The following is a 14591-nucleotide window of genomic DNA, read 5'->3' as shown; positions in this document are numbered from 1 at the left end:
GGAGATTATCCACCACTTTTGTTTTTTCTTTTTTGGTATTCATCTGACCAATAAATAAACTCTTGTTGATTGTTTGAGTCAATCGCATCATTTATTTTGGTTAATAAATATTCCTCTTCTTTTTCGGATTGTTTTTGTTTAAAATCGTTTTCTATACGATGAAACATCTCTGTTGGAATCAAATCAAACGCACTAAGAAACGGATTATCTTCTGTGACTGTTTGATACAATTGATTGAATTCACGATGTTCGAAATAAACTTCGATGTATAAGGTATCTTTATAATTCATTCTAATCTCATGAAATATTTGTTGGGCATCAGTAAAAGGCTGGGTTTCTTTAAATAAAACGAGTCCATCCTGATTTTCCCTTGTAGCGGCTATCACAAGACCTCTAGGCGTTTTATCTGCTTGTTCAACAAACACGACGCGATTAAGTATGGCATCATGATTAAGTAAATAATTTAAAATCCAATAAGCTTCTTTTTCTTTTAGCGTAATAGTTTCCAATAGCCAGGTGATAAAGGCTCGTTTGTCCTCTAAATTAATCATATTCTTCACTACTCTTCCAACATTGTAACAATCATCAAATCATCTGGAACCATTGTCAAATAGGCTTGTAATACCTCTTTTGATTTGTCTAATTGTCCTTCTTCTCGTAAAAAGATACCATAATCTTTTAAGAAATCAGCGTCAATATCCATATATGGATGAGCTAACTCATAATATTTTTTCGCATCTGCATACTCTTCTAAACCATTATAAGCTTGTGCTAAGTACCAATAGGCTTCACCTTGATCTAAAATATCTAATGTCGAAACTAAATGGATGGCTTCTTCATATTCTTCCTCTTTCAATAACAGTTCAGCTAGTTTTAGTTTTGAAATATCACTATCTAATTCCAATGAGATAACTTCTTCTAAATACATTTTTGCCTGGTCTTTTTGATTTAGTTGATAAGATGCTTCTGACGCTAAATGATAGACAGACACATCATAAGGATTAACATGAATTCCTTTTTCAGCTACTTCTAATGCGTCATCATATCGTCCTTCATCAAACAGGATTTGTGCCAATGGGTAATAAACTTGATTAAATTCAGGATTCATCTCGCTAACTTTTGTTAAAAGTTGAATACTGCGTTCATTTTCTCTAATTTGATAGTAACAAAGAGCCAACTGAAACAATCGCTCCACTGTTTCAGATTGTTTAATAGCAGATTCTAAAAAGGTCACTGCTTCTTCATACTCCCCAATTCTTGACAAAGATACTCCTATACGCTCATCTAAATCAATTGGCGACTCAAAGGTTGGGTACGTTTCTTTTATCATCTCATACGTTGTAATAGCATTTTGATAGCTTTCAGTTGAGAAATATAATTCTCCTAGTGCTAAATCAATCAATGGCTCATTTGGCAGTATCGTTTTAGCTTCTTTTAATTTTTGTTCGCTCACTTCAGGAATGTCCATCATTTGATAAATATCGGCTAACGTCAATAAGCTTTGTGCGTATAATTCGCTGCTTGGCTTAATTTGTTCTAACCATTCAAACGCTTCTTCTAGCTTATCTTCTTCAATCGCAATTTCTCCTAAAGATATTTTCAAACTATCCTCATCAGGATAAAGACTCAACAAATCTTTAAACAACGTGCTCGCTTCTTCAAGAAAGCCTAGTTGATACAAATTATCTGCTAATTGTAATTTTTCTTCTGGTAAATCCTGTGACAAAGCTTCATTAAAATAAACCGTCGCTTGAGCTAAGTCTCCAGATGATAATGCTTCTAACATTTGTTTACTATATGACATATTTTTTCTCCTTCATCTGTGATGTTCTATTTTTTTTGGAAAATAGAAGCAATGGCAACAATAATAATGGCTCCTAAAATAGAAGGAACCAACGCCATACCAGCTAATTGTCCTCCCCAATCATCACCAAACATTTTTTGTCCGATTGCAGAGCCTAATAACCCTGCCACAAGGTTAAATAAGCAACCTTGTGAGTCTTTTTTTCCTGTTATTAATGTTGCAACTGCACCAATAATACTTCCTACGATTAATACTGAAATCCAATGCATCATAATCACCCTCATTCTATTTGTCTAATCCATTCTATCTGATTTCTATGTTTTTTCCTAGAAATTCGTTTAACTTTATAAAAAAAAGCAAGTATCAAAAATTCGATACTTGCTTTAACAGTTTTATTTAACTGCATCTTTTAACGCTTTACCTGGTTTAAATGCAGGTACTTTACTTGCAGCGATTTGAATTTCTTCACCTGTTTGTGGGTTACGTCCTTTACGGGCAGCTCTTTCACGTACTTCGAAGTTTCCGAATCCGATTAATTGAACTTTTTCACCTTCAGATAAAAATTCTTGAATTGAAGTAAATACAGCGTCTACTGATGCTGTCGCATCTTTTTTAGTTAATCCAGTTGCTTCTGCAACTTTTTCGATTAATTCTGCTTTATTTGCCATTATTAATTTCACCTCCTCGAAAAAGATTCGATGTTTTATGTGACATCATGTTTTCTAAATCATACTTTTGAATCACTCAATAGGCATGAGTAGAAATATTCGATTACAATATTTCTTAAACAAAGATACCATAAGAACATTGATTTAGCAAGGTTAATCAAAGAAATGATTGATATTTTAGCTTTTTTAATTTTTTTTGCAAAAATAAAAATAGTATGTTAAAATAATCTATTTTCTTCGTCTTGTAAGGATTCGAATAGGCGTTCCTTCAAACTCGAAAGCACGTCTTATTTGATTTTCTAAAAATCTTGAGTAAGAGAAATGCATTAATTCTTCTTCATTAACAAACACAACAAAGGTGGGTGGTTTGATGGCAACTTGTGTCGCATAAAATATCTTCAAACGTTTCCCTTTGTCAGTCGGTGTTGGGTTGATTGCCACTGCATCCATAATCACATCATTTAAAATAGATGATGGAATACGTAATGTTTGATTTTGACTCACGGTCTCAATGATTTCAGGTAATTGATGCAAACGTTGTTTTGTCTTAGCTGATACATAGACTATTGGGGCATAATCAAGGTATCTGAATTCAGAGCGAATGTCTTCTTCAAATTCTTTCATCGTATGATTGTCTTTATCTAATGTATCCCATTTATTGACAACAATCACAATACCTTTCCCTGCATCATGAGCAAATCCGGCAATTCGTTTGTCATACTCACGGATTCCTTCTTCTGCGTTCAATACAACTAATACCACATCAGAGCGGTCAATCGCACGCATTGCACGCATCGCACTATATTTTTCCGTATTTTCATAGACTTTACCTTTTTTTCTCATACCAGCAGTATCAATCATGATAAACTCTTGGCCAGTATTTGAGACAAAAGACGTATCAATCGCATCACGTGTCGTTCCAGCAACGTTAGAAACAATTACTCTATCTTCACCTAGCATGGCATTAATAAGAGATGATTTCCCAACATTTGGTCGACCAATCAAACTAAAACGAATAATATCGTCTTCTTCCTCAGCTTCAACTGGTTTAAAATGTTTGATGGCTTCATCTAACACGTCCCCTAAGCCAATACCGTGACTTCCTGAAACAGGGATTGGTTCGCCTAATCCAAGTGAATAGAATTCATAAATATCACTACGCATTTCAGGATTATCTACTTTATTTACTGCTAAAATGACTGGTTTATCACTTTTATATAATATCTTAGCCACATATTCATCCGCATCAGTGACTCCTTCACGACCACTTGTCACTAAAATAATCACATCTGCTTCTTCAATAGCTATTTGAGCTTGGTGTTTAATTTGATCCATAAAAGGCTCATCACTCATCTCGATTCCACCAGTATCAATAATGCTAAATTCACGTCCCAACCATTCAGAATGGGCATAAATTCTATCACGAGTGACACCAGGAACATCTTCCACGATAGAAATTCTCTCTCCAGCCATACGATTGAACAGGGTTGATTTTCCAACGTTTGGACGTCCAACAATCGCTAGTGTAGGGATTGACATAGTCATTCCTCCTTTATCCTTTTACTTTTTTATCCTTATGTAGTTTAACCCGAAGCCACGGTTGGTGCAAGGTAAATGTCAAATAATTCATAAAAAAAGTCAGCTCGTAAGCTGACGTTTTTTTATTTACCTGTTAAATCTTCACCTAACACATCACCTAATGTAAAGCCTGTTGACTCTTCTGGCATAACATAATCGTCTTCTTCTACGACTACTTCGTCTTCTTTTTCTTGTAGGGCTTTAATACTTAGTCCAATACGTCTATTTTCTTCAGACACATCAAGTACTTTCACTTGGACTACGTCACCTTCATTTAATTCTTCATGAGGTGTTGCAATATGTTTGTGTGAGATTTGAGAAATATGAACCAATCCTTCAACGCCTGGTAATACCTCAACGAATGCCCCAAACGTTGTCAATCGTTTCACTGTTCCTTCCAAGACTGAACCAACACTTGCTTTTGATTCAATATCATCCCATGGTCCAGGCAATGTTTCTTTAATTGACAATGACACACGTTCTTTTTCTGGGTCAACGCTTAATACTTTTACGGTCACTTCTTCACCAGAAGTTAAAACATCGGATGGTTTTGACACATGAGCATGTGAAATTTCAGACACATGAACTAATCCGTCCACTCCACCTAAATCAACAAAAGCTCCAAAGTCTGTTAAACGAGCCACTTTACCAGTCACCACGTCACCGGCAACTAATTTACCAAAAACTTCTTCTTTTGCGTTTGCTTTTTCTGCTTCTAATACGGCTCTATGAGAAAGGATTAGACGGTTTTCTGATGGTTCAATTTCAACAATTTTAAACGTTAAGGTTTGACCTTTGTATTCAGAAAAATCTGATACAAAGTGATCAGATACCATTGATGCAGGAACAAATCCTCTCACACCAACATCAACAACTAACCCACCTTTAACAACATCTGTGACAGGTCCTTCGATTAGTTCACCATCTTTAAATTTATCTTCAATTTCTTGCCATACTTTACGTGCATCTAAGCGACGTTTAGACAATAGATAGCTACCATTTTCTTTGTCTTTTCCGATTTCAGAAATAACAACTAAATCCATAATATCACCAATTGAAACAACGTCTGTGACGTTTTCCACTGGAATCGTTGATAATTCTTTTAAAGGAATGACACCTTCAACTCCAGCACCGATAATGCCAACAACAGCTTGCTTATTATCATCAACGGCTAAAATTTCACCTTGTACTAAATCACCAACTCTTACATCTTGAACACTTTCAATTGCATCTAACATTGTTTCATCTGCCATAATATCCTTATCCTCCTAAGCAACACTTACTTGATTTTTACTACTTACTTATATTCTACATAAAATAAAAAGACTTTACTAGTATTATCTATTATTTTGAGATGAAATTACCTTTTTAAGTTCATTTTCTATAACTTTTACAACTTCTTCTATAGATAATCCTGTTGTATCCACTTTTATTGCATCATTTGCTTGAACTAAAGGAGACTCTTTCCGATGTGAGTCGTAATAATCCCTATCTTCTATTTCTTTTTGTAGTTCGTCTAGGCTTGTCATAATGCCTTTTGTTCTATTTTCTTTATAGCGACGTTCCGCTCTTTCTTTAACACTTGCAACTAAAAATATTTTTAAATCCGCATCCGGTAATACAACCGTTCCAATATCTCGACCATCCATCACAATATTTTGCGAAGCTGATATATTTTTTTGACGATTAACTAATTCGTGTCTGACTTCTTTAATAGCCGCCACTTCAGACACATGGTTTGTTACGTCTGGCATACGAATCGCATCTGTTACATCCACTCCATTAGCATAAACATGTTGAATGCCTTCAACATAATCAAAAGAAATGTTTAGATGAGATAAAGCATTCATTAATTCGTCAGTGTTTTTTAAATTAATTTTATGTTCTAAAGCATGATACGTCACAACGCGATACATTGCGCCTGTATCACAATAAATATATCCCATTTTTTTGGCTAAAATTTTTGCTACCGTACTTTTTCCAGCAGATGCTGGTCCATCAATTGCCACTTGAATCTGTTTACTCATCGACGTCTTTCCTCTTCCTTTTTACACTAATCAAAAAGCCGCCCTAAGACGACTTAAATGATTATTATTTCACTCTAATTGCTTGCCCTGGTTGGACATTTTCAGCTGTCACACCTGGATTTAATTGATAAAGTTGGTCTAAAGTAATACCAGCTTCTTGAGAAATTTTCCATAATGATCTTGTGCTATCTCCTTGACCATATGACACAGTTCCACCACCAGGGGTTTGAGATGCTGGTTGACCTTGATTTTGTGTATTAGTTTGATCATTTTGATTTTGCTCTGTTTCATTTTGAGTAACTTGACCTCTTGTTGATGGGTCATTTTTAGGTACTTCCACATCACTAAATGTTTCAGAAGTGCTTTCTACAGTAGTAGATGAAGATTCTGTCATTTCAGTACTAGATTTTGCTGACTCGGTTGATTTTGTTTCAGATTCTTTTGTAGTACTACTACTAACAACACTCGTTGAACTAGTTGGTGATGCCGTTTTCCCACTATTTAAGTTTCCACTCATTTGAGAATAAATAATGGCACCAGTAGGAATTAAGACAATCAAAAATAATATCACAATAATACTGACTACAAACCAGGTTCTTTTTTCAGATTTAGAACGTCTATTAGTTCTTGAACCATCATCTTCATATATTTCTTGATCCCAAGATTCTTGCTCGTTTAATTCTTCTTTTTTATCTTCTGTTAAATTATTCTTATCCTTACTCAAAAATACTACCTCCTCAAAATATCTGAAACCATTTTATCATAATTAGCACAATATGTCGCTCTAAAACCTTAAAAAAAACATTTTTTCTAATTTATCTTGTGAATTTATGAATGTTCCTACTTTTTTTTCTTCTGTTCTAAACACATTGATATCAGGTTGTTCATGTTGGCAATTATCACAACAATTCTGCTGTCCATTATCTTGGTATTCACCAAAATAATGTTGTATTAACTCACGCCTACAATGGTTGCTCTGACAATATTCTATCATGTTATAAAGGTTTAATTCATGTTGTCTCTTCTTTCTCATTAAGTTTTCTTTATAAAAAAGCCACCCTTGATGGGTCATGTCAATTTGATTCAACCATTTTTTTTGTCCTTCAGTCATAGCTAACTCAAATAGTTTTCGTTCTTCAACAGATTTATTTTCTAAAAATAATAAATCCTCTTTTTCTTGATATGTTTGCTCCTGCAAGAAAAAATGGATCTGTTCATCACCAGGTTGGTATAAAATTAAAGATAAACTTTGGTGACCATCTCGACCCGCACGACCTGATTCTTGAACAAAATTTTCTAAGCTATTTGGCAAATGATAATGAATCACAAATCGAATATTCACCTTATTAATTCCCATACCAAATGCACTCGTTGCACACAATACACGTACCTCGTCATAAATAAATTGCTCCTGAATTCGAATACGATCATCATTAGACAAATCAGCATGGTAGCTTTGTACGGTATAGGGAAGCTTTTGGTTGAGCCATTCAGCCACTCTATCTGCTTCTTTTTTACTAGAAAAATAAATGATTCCCGGTACTTGTTTATCTGCCAAAAAAGACTCTAAGTAAAGGAGTTTATCATCTGTTTCAACTACTTGGTAATAAATATTTTCACGATTCACCGACTCACAAATCTCGACATACTGATTTTCTTCAAATAATTGCTCACAAATATCTTTTTTCACTTCAGCAGTCGCCGTAGCAGTCAATGCTAAAATCAAAGGATTTCCCAATTGATTTTTAATCGTTTTTAACGCCAAATAACTTGGTCTAAAATCATGACCCCATTGGGAAATACAATGTGCTTCATCAACAACAAGTAAGCTGATATGTAATAATTTAAAATACGCGAGTATATCAGGTTGGCTTAAGGATTCTGGACTGATAAAAATAAAACGATAGTGATTGAGATGAGTTAATACATATTTTTTTGACCGTTTTTCTAATAAACTATTTATTGCTATAACTGATTTTTCACCTTGTTTTCTTAAAAGGGATACCTGATCTTCCATTAAAGAAATTAGAGGAGACACAACAATCGTTTGTCCATTATTTTGATAGTAACTTGGAAATTGATAACACAAAGATTTTCCAGCCCCTGTTGGCAAAATAGATAGAGTTGATTGTCCATTTAAGATAGACTCAATAGTTTCTTTTTGTCCCTGATGAAACAGGTCAAATCCAAATCTTTGTTTTAAAAATTTATCTAATGCCACTACTTATCCCCCCTTTTTTTTCCCACAAATAAAATTGATAAAACTTAAACTCATAAAATGTTAAGGTCGGTATCTTTGAGACGACTTGCGAATACTTCCAACTCTTATAATTGGGGTATTCTTTAAGATAATCTTCTAAGTGTTGACACACTTCTTTTGGTATGTAAGACATGTATTCATCAGACGGCTTACTCATATTTATTTCAATAAAATGATCCATAATAGTGCTTTCCTTCAGACGTCTCATATGTGCCACTTGTTTAATAGTATGCCCTTTTGATAGTAAATAATCCGTTAAATCAACTGTATCTTGCTCTTTTTCTTTTTCTACCATATCAACTAGCGAGTTCATCAATATATAATAATCACAAGAGTCATTTATCTGTATCAACATTTTATGAAGTGCACTTTTATAAAGTAGATACGCATATACTTTATCATAATTTTTTTGTAAAGCTAACTGGGACAGCGTATAACCAACCACCTCATGGCCAACTAATTGTCCTACCAACATATCTTGCTCCTCTTCAGTTAAGTGTTTGATTAATTGCTCCCATTCGCTAAAAAATTCTTTTACTAGCTGATCACTATTATGTTGAAATAACCATTGTTTGACTTGTAACTGGTGTATAGGATCATTATCAATTGGTAAATAATCTGCGTTCTGATAGCTTTTATAAGAAATAACCTGTGACACGAACAATAAACGTTGCCAAAAGACGTCATCATATTTATAAAAATGAAATCCTTTGATAGAAAGTTGAGACAATACGTTATATTTTAATATGTCTTTACCCTGATTCGTTATCTTAGCCAATTGACTATCCATTTGCTGTAGATGACCCTTTTGAATCAGCGAATGAATACTTGAATTAAATTGCGGCTTAGATAATTTAGGAAACAAACAAAAATAATCTAGTAGAGTGTATAATTTTCCGTAACTCAAAACAGAGGTTGTTTTCTTACCTTTTAAAAGATGGTACAATGTAGAGTAGCGCATCACCTCACCTGATTTAAAACAATATAATATCACATCTTCTATGAACAAAAACTATCACCTCAAAGGAGTTTTTTTATGCTATGTAAAATTATACCAGAAAAATGCATTGCTTGTGGCTTGTGTCAATTAAAAGCACCAGATGTTTTTGATTACTATGACAATGGCATCGTACGATTCAAAGACAGCGATCAATTAGACATTAATTTTAAAGATCCATTACCTGAAGAAATATTATCTGCTTATCAAAACTGCCCTACTCGTGCTATTGAATTAAAAAAATAAACCTACCAGCTTTCTGAAATGAAAGCTGTAGGTTTTTTTAATTCGGTAATACTTTTAATACTTCTGTTGCTACTAGTTCACTAAAATATTCCCCACCATTTGGAACCAAATGAATACCATCTTCATCAAACCACTCTCTATGACCTTCTGCATAAGATTTCCAATCAATCAAATGGGCATTATCATATTTAGCAGCAGCCTTAGCTAACGTATCATTTACAGATGCTTGCCAAGGTCTATCAACTAACGTATTGACAAAAAAGACTGGCCTATTACCAATTTGCTGCATCATTTTATCAATATCACTTTCTTTAAAACTACCATTTGTACCTAAAACGACTAATACCACGTCACCAAGCTGTTTATTTTTATTTAACTTTTCAAAAATCTCTTGACTATCAACTAATTGACGACCAACTTCTGCGTCAATATGACTCTTTGGAAAATAAGTTTGTAACTCTGGTGCAGCGCTTAGTAACACAGAATCTCCTACAGCCCCCAGAGAAACTTTAGCAATTTTCTCTTTTTGAACGGAACTAAGACCTGAAGGTGAGTTTGTTTCTGAACTATCAGACGTTTCTGTTGTACTTGTTTGTTCACTACTCGATGTATTGGTCTTTGACGCGGATTTTTTTTCACTCGATTGAGATAATTCTTTGTTATGTTGCTCAACAGCCTGTTTATTTTGCTCTAATTTCCTTTGAAGCGCAACAGCAGAATCCATTTTACCTGATGGCGAAACAGCGACGCCATATACAAAGGTTCCTAAAAATAATACTAGTACCACTAAAACAGGAACATTTTTTTTGAAAAGTGATTCAATTAACCCAATCAACTCTTTCATACTACCAATCCGTCTTAAACGACCGACTAAACGATACGTTAACTCAGATAAGATACCAATGATCACTAACTGAATCACGCCATGCATGAGAGCATTTGTTCCATCCCATTTTAGTTGATCTGTATACACAACCATAACAGGTAATTGCCATAAATAAATTTCATAACTTCTAGAGCCTATCCAACGAATGATTGGATTAGTTAACGCGTTACTAAATCCTTCTATTTCGACAATTAATCCTAAAACAATCATTGCAATCACACTAAATAACAACATACCACCACGATAAACAAAAGCATTATTATCAGAAAAAAGAACAAACGACCCTATTATTAAAATAAGTCCAGTGATAAAAACTAATAGTTTTTTTCCAAAATGAAGTGAGGTTATTCTTTCTTCTTGCGTTCTTAATAAAAAAGCTAAGGATGACCCTAACATGACCGAAAAAAGTCGCGTATCTGTTCCATAATAAATGCGATTAATGGATTCTGGTGTATAAAATGCCATCATCAACACAGCCGATAACCCAGTGATAAATAAAATAAATTGATTTATTTTTTTATAATCTTTTACTTTATACAATAAAATCGCTAAAATAATTGGCCAAAATAAATAAAACTGCCCCTCAATCGATAGAGACCACAAATGTGTAAAAGGTGACTCATTCGAAAAACGATCGAAATAAGAAAAACCATTCGCTATCTGCCAAAAATTATTAACATTAAATAAACTCGAGGCAATAATTGCTTTAAAATTTAATAAGTATTTGCGAGAAATAAATGCAAATACGCTTCCTGTTACAATAAAGAGAACAATTAGGGAAGGATAAATTCGCTTGACTCGTCTAAAATAAAAATCGCTAATTTTAATTTTTTGTCTACTTTCCCACTCAAATAGGAGTATGTCTGTCATTAAATAGCCTGAAATGACAAAAAATAAAGGAACTCCTAAAAAACCTCCTGATACCGATTGGGGCATCAAATGGTATAGGATGACCCCGATGACTGCGATTGCCCTTAAGCCATCAATCCCTTTGATATATTTTCTTTTGCGCATGTTCATACTCCTCTATAAAAAAACGATATATAACATATATTAAATTAAGTTTACAAATATTTCAAACATATTTGTCTAATTTTTATATTTTCTTATAAACTATTTTAGCGATAACAAAAAAACAACCATCATCTGGTTGTTTAATAACTTAATTTCTAACTTTTTTTGCGAGTCTTTTTTCAAGTACTGGTATGACTTTTTTGTAAACAACAAAGAATGCGACTCCAACGGCTGTTCCTTTAATAAGGTTAAAAGGAATAATCCCGTAAAGAATCATGGTTGCAATAGACATACCAAAATCCATTCCCAATACATTTAGATAAAATGGTGTAATAACAAAATAGTTTGCTACACTCATGAAAATTGTCATTAAAACTGTGGCATACATAATACCTTGAATTAAATTTTTGTTTGAATGTTTTTTCTTCATCATGCTATAAATTGGCAACAAGTAGCATACTGTTGCTAAAAATCCAGCTCCGTTACCGATTAAAGCTCCTAGATTTCCACCACTTGTGATGAAATTTAGCGTTGAACGAATAAATGCTACTAAAATACCACTAACTGGACCATATAAAAATGTGCCAATTAAAATTGGAATGTCACTAAAATCTAATTTTAGCCACCCAAATACTGGTAAAATTGGTATCTCAAGAAACATCAAAAGATACGCAATCCCCGCCAATAATGACAGTGTCACCATTTTTTCTGTCTTACCTGTGTTCATAAGAAAATCCCCCTATTCAGGACCATCCCCGGAAAAGACTTGGATCAAGTACACAAAAAAACTGCTTTCTTGCCGTTTACGCGCGCAAAAAAACAGTGGTTTACTTGATTGTATACTCAAATAAGCCCTATCTTCTTTACTCCAGACTCTAACTGTCGGTATTGGAATTTCACCAAATCGGCCATTCATCATAAGATAAATGGTTCGTGGACTTTAACCACCGGTCGGGAATTACACCCTGCCCGTGAAGACGACCTTTAATATTTTTATAAGTTTATTATATCTTAATTATTTAAAAAATCAATAAAAACTTACTCTTTATTAGCCAAAACATATAACTGACTCACTTCTTTTCTAGTTAACTCTCTGTAATCACCAGGATTTAACCCAACTAAATCAAGCGTTCCAACTTTTTCACGTTTTAATTTCATAACAGGTAAATTAACTGCAGCTAACATATTTTTTACCTGATGATTACGACCTTCATGAATAATCAATTCCACAACTGACGTTCCTTTTCTATGATCAGTTGATAGCACTTTAAATCTAGCTGGCGCCGTTTTTCGCCCTTCAATACGAATACCATTGCGTAATGGTTTTAATGCCTCTTTTGTTGCAATACCTTTTACTTTTGCTACGTAAACTTTATCAATCTCATGTTTTGGATGCGTCAATAAATTAGCAAACTCGCCATCATTAGTCATTAATAATAAACCAGATGTATCATAATCTAAACGACCTACTGGGAAAATACGTTCAGGTACTCTTGTAAAGTAGTCATTAACAACTGGGCGATCTTTATCATCTGAAACAGCTGAAATGACATTTTTTGGTTTGTAAAATAAATAATAAACTGGCTGTTCTTGATAAATTGGGACTCCATCAACTTCAATTTTATCAGATGGGGTCACTTTAATACCTAATTCTGTTACTTTCTTTCCATTAACTGTTACACGCCCTGCTTGGATTAATTCTTCTGATTTCCTTCTTGACGCCACACCACAATGTGCCATCACTTTTTGTAATCGTTCCATTCTTTTCACTCTTCTTTCTTCTCATCAAATTGCTCTTTAAATCGGTCAAAAAATAAATTGGTTGACTCATTATCTTCATCTAATTCTTCACCCAACTCATGAATATCTGGTAAATCATCCATACTTTTTAATCCAAAATAATCAAAAAAGTAAGCCGTTGTTCCGTATAAAATTGCTCGTCCAGGACCTTCTACTCGTCCCTTTTCTTCAATCAACTGTTTATGTACTAATCGTTGGATTGATCCAGAACTTTGAACCCCTCTAATCTGTTCAATTTCTGAACGAGTAATGGGTTGCTTATAAGCAATAATAGCTAACGTTTCTAAAGCTATTCTTGATAATTTTTGATTAACAGATGACTGTGCGTAATGTTTTAATAATTCTGCCATTTTCTTTTTAGTTGTCATCATAAATCGGTCGCCGACTTCTAAAATAGTCAACGCACTGCTAGTATCTATATCATATTTTTCTTTTAATTCTTCTACAGCTTGATAAACGTTTGCCGTTGTTTCTTGTGTTAGATGACTTAATTCGTTCATACGAATGCCTTCTTCACCTGAAACAAATAATAGTGCTTCAATTTTCTGAACTAACATCTGTTGTACCTTCTTTTTTATAAATCTTAATCATATCATCGCTACTTGATTGTTTCACAACCAATTCTCTATTTTTTATTAACTCTAATATAGCTAAAAATGTCATGACAATTTCTGAGCGTATATAATGAGTAAATAAATCTGTAAATAACACAGACTCTCCACTAGATAACTTCTCTATCTTAGACATCACAAAACCAATGCGATCATCAATTGTATAATCTTCCATGACTATATTTGTCTCAAGTGGTTCCATCTCTTTAGCTCGCCTCATCACATCATGTATCGCTAAAAATAAATCAATGGTTGTTATTTCATTTGGTTCAAGTGGCACTGCTTCTTTTTGATACATGGATAAATCAGTGACTTCTTTCGTAAAATAATCCCCACGTTCTGTTTCCATTTCTTTAAGCACGGTGGCAACATACTTAAATTTTTTATAATCAAGTAATTGCTGAACCAACGCTTCTCTTGGATCAACTGCTTCGAATTCATTATCTTCGTCCATCTCTATGACTTCTTGCGGTAATAACATCTTACTTTTTATCGACATCAAAGTAGCTGCCATTACTAAAAATTCCCCTGCAATCTCCAAATCAAGCGTACGCATCGTTTGAATGTATGTCATATATTGCTCTGTAATCTCAGCAATTGGAATATCATAAATATCTATTTCCAAAGTTTTAATCAAATGAAGCAGCAAATCAAGTGGCCCTTCAAAAATATCCAATTTTACCTGTAATTCTTCCATTTT

At 33.8% G+C, this 14591-nt stretch carries 16 protein-coding genes and 1 riboswitch; of the genes, 1 reads left to right on the top strand and 15 read right to left on the bottom strand.

What is annotated here, in order from left to right:
- Nucleotides 1–5: 5 nt before the first annotated feature.
- The 10 genes from MN581_RS00360 to MN581_RS00315 all read right to left on the bottom strand — a co-directional run bounded on the left by MN581_RS00360 (nucleotide 6) and on the right by MN581_RS00315 (nucleotide 9298).
- Nucleotides 6–551: a YpiB family protein gene (locus MN581_RS00360; RefSeq protein WP_117972142.1), complete on the bottom strand. Its 546-nt coding sequence runs from the start codon at nucleotides 549–551 to the stop codon at nucleotides 6–8.
- An 8-nt stretch (nucleotides 552–559) separates the two neighbouring features.
- Entirely contained in the window at nucleotides 560–1804 is a 1245-nt protein-coding gene (locus MN581_RS00355; protein WP_117972141.1) for a tetratricopeptide repeat protein, read from the bottom strand.
- A gap of 26 nt (nucleotides 1805–1830) precedes the next feature.
- Entirely contained in the window at nucleotides 1831–2073 is a 243-nt protein-coding gene (locus tag MN581_RS00350; protein ID WP_117972759.1) for a GlsB/YeaQ/YmgE family stress response membrane protein, read from the bottom strand.
- A gap of 123 nt (nucleotides 2074–2196) precedes the next feature.
- Nucleotides 2197–2472, bottom strand: coding sequence for an HU family DNA-binding protein (locus MN581_RS00345; protein WP_071457044.1), 276 nt, complete (start codon nucleotides 2470–2472; stop codon nucleotides 2197–2199).
- 228 nt (nucleotides 2473–2700) lie between these two features.
- The gene (der, locus tag MN581_RS00340; RefSeq protein WP_117972140.1) at nucleotides 2701–4011 is read right to left on the bottom strand and encodes a ribosome biogenesis GTPase Der; all 1311 of its coding nucleotides are present in this window, start codon (nucleotides 4009–4011) and stop codon (nucleotides 2701–2703) included.
- Between the two features lie 122 nt (nucleotides 4012–4133).
- The gene (rpsA, locus tag MN581_RS00335; RefSeq protein WP_117972139.1) at nucleotides 4134–5303 is read right to left on the bottom strand and encodes a 30S ribosomal protein S1; all 1170 of its coding nucleotides are present in this window, start codon (nucleotides 5301–5303) and stop codon (nucleotides 4134–4136) included.
- Between the two features lie 84 nt (nucleotides 5304–5387).
- Entirely contained in the window at nucleotides 5388–6077 is a 690-nt protein-coding gene (gene cmk / locus MN581_RS00330) for a (d)CMP kinase (protein ID WP_117972138.1), read from the bottom strand.
- 64 nt (nucleotides 6078–6141) lie between these two features.
- A complete protein-coding gene (locus MN581_RS00325; protein ID WP_241698914.1) occupies nucleotides 6142–6801 on the bottom strand; it encodes a LysM domain-containing protein in 660 nt (219 codons plus the stop codon).
- A gap of 60 nt (nucleotides 6802–6861) precedes the next feature.
- Nucleotides 6862–8298 (bottom strand): ATP-dependent DNA helicase RecQ, encoded by a 1437-nt coding sequence (locus MN581_RS00320; protein WP_241698913.1) that lies wholly within the window; start codon nucleotides 8296–8298, stop codon nucleotides 6862–6864.
- Complete coding sequence (locus MN581_RS00315) at nucleotides 8285–9298, bottom strand: helix-turn-helix domain-containing protein (protein ID WP_241698912.1); 1014 nt, start codon at nucleotides 9296–9298, stop codon at nucleotides 8285–8287. The genes MN581_RS00320 and MN581_RS00315 overlap by 14 nt, the downstream gene beginning before the upstream one ends.
- 75 nt (nucleotides 9299–9373) lie before the next feature.
- On the opposite strand from MN581_RS00315, the gene MN581_RS00310 reads away from it, so the two are divergent.
- Nucleotides 9374–9580, top strand: coding sequence for a ferredoxin (locus MN581_RS00310; RefSeq protein WP_241698911.1), 207 nt, complete (start codon nucleotides 9374–9376; stop codon nucleotides 9578–9580).
- 37 nt (nucleotides 9581–9617) lie between these two features.
- Here MN581_RS00310 and MN581_RS00305 read toward each other — a convergent pair whose 3' ends face one another.
- The 5 genes from MN581_RS00305 to MN581_RS00285 form a co-directional block, all read right to left on the bottom strand.
- Nucleotides 9618–11480 (bottom strand): acyltransferase family protein, encoded by a 1863-nt coding sequence (locus MN581_RS00305; protein WP_241698910.1) that lies wholly within the window; start codon nucleotides 11478–11480, stop codon nucleotides 9618–9620.
- 148 nt (nucleotides 11481–11628) lie between these two features.
- A complete protein-coding gene (locus MN581_RS00300) occupies nucleotides 11629–12207 on the bottom strand; it encodes an ECF transporter S component (RefSeq protein WP_117972132.1) in 579 nt (192 codons plus the stop codon).
- Nucleotides 12208–12332: 125 nt separating this feature from the next.
- Nucleotides 12333–12463: riboswitch (FMN riboswitch) on the bottom strand.
- Between the two features lie 55 nt (nucleotides 12464–12518).
- Nucleotides 12519–13241 carry a pseudouridine synthase gene (locus MN581_RS00295; protein WP_117972131.1) on the bottom strand — a complete coding sequence of 241 codons (723 nt, stop codon included), beginning with the start codon at nucleotides 13239–13241 and terminating at the stop codon, nucleotides 12519–12521.
- 5 nt (nucleotides 13242–13246) lie between these two features.
- Nucleotides 13247–13837: an SMC-Scp complex subunit ScpB gene (gene scpB, locus MN581_RS00290; protein ID WP_117972130.1), complete on the bottom strand. Its 591-nt coding sequence runs from the start codon at nucleotides 13835–13837 to the stop codon at nucleotides 13247–13249.
- A complete protein-coding gene (locus tag MN581_RS00285) occupies nucleotides 13818–14588 on the bottom strand; it encodes a segregation/condensation protein A (protein ID WP_117972129.1) in 771 nt (256 codons plus the stop codon). The genes scpB and MN581_RS00285 overlap by 20 nt, the downstream gene beginning before the upstream one ends.
- Nucleotides 14589–14591: the final 3 nt, after the last annotated feature.

It is taken from the genome of Vagococcus sp. CY53-2, assembly GCF_022604695.1.
Classification (GTDB): Bacteria; Bacillota; Bacilli; order Lactobacillales; family Vagococcaceae; genus Vagococcus.
Note: the sequence above shows the minus strand (reverse complement) of the source record. Positions and strands in the feature narration are given on the sequence as shown.

Excerpts from the sequence above, each read along its gene's own strand:
- MN581_RS00355 (WP_117972141.1), bottom strand. The coding sequence starts at position 1,804 with ATGTCATATAGTAAACAAATGTTAGAAGCATTATCATCTGGAGACTTA.
- MN581_RS00360 (WP_117972142.1), bottom strand. The coding sequence starts at position 551 with ATGATTAATTTAGAGGACAAACGAGCCTTTATCACCTGGCTATTGGAA.
- scpB (WP_117972130.1), bottom strand. The coding sequence starts at position 13,837 with ATGTTAGTTCAGAAAATTGAAGCACTATTATTTGTTTCAGGTGAAGAA.
- MN581_RS00315 (WP_241698912.1), bottom strand. The coding sequence starts at position 9,298 with ATGCGCTACTCTACATTGTACCATCTTTTAAAAGGTAAGAAAACAACC.
- MN581_RS00285 (WP_117972129.1), bottom strand. The coding sequence starts at position 14,588 with ATGGAAGAATTACAGGTAAAATTGGATATTTTTGAAGGGCCACTTGAT.
- MN581_RS00350 (WP_117972759.1), bottom strand. The coding sequence starts at position 2,073 with ATGCATTGGATTTCAGTATTAATCGTAGGAAGTATTATTGGTGCAGTT.
- MN581_RS00310 (WP_241698911.1), top strand. The coding sequence starts at position 9,374 with ATGCTATGTAAAATTATACCAGAAAAATGCATTGCTTGTGGCTTGTGT.
- rpsA (WP_117972139.1), bottom strand. The coding sequence starts at position 5,303 with ATGGCAGATGAAACAATGTTAGATGCAATTGAAAGTGTTCAAGATGTA.
- cmk (WP_117972138.1), bottom strand. The coding sequence starts at position 6,077 with ATGAGTAAACAGATTCAAGTGGCAATTGATGGACCAGCATCTGCTGGA.
- der (WP_117972140.1), bottom strand. The coding sequence starts at position 4,011 with ATGTCAATCCCTACACTAGCGATTGTTGGACGTCCAAACGTTGGAAAA.
- MN581_RS00300 (WP_117972132.1), bottom strand. The coding sequence starts at position 12,207 with ATGAACACAGGTAAGACAGAAAAAATGGTGACACTGTCATTATTGGCG.
- MN581_RS00345 (WP_071457044.1), bottom strand. The coding sequence starts at position 2,472 with ATGGCAAATAAAGCAGAATTAATCGAAAAAGTTGCAGAAGCAACTGGA.
- MN581_RS00305 (WP_241698910.1), bottom strand. The coding sequence starts at position 11,480 with ATGCGCAAAAGAAAATATATCAAAGGGATTGATGGCTTAAGGGCAATC.
- MN581_RS00295 (WP_117972131.1), bottom strand. The coding sequence starts at position 13,241 with ATGGAACGATTACAAAAAGTGATGGCACATTGTGGTGTGGCGTCAAGA.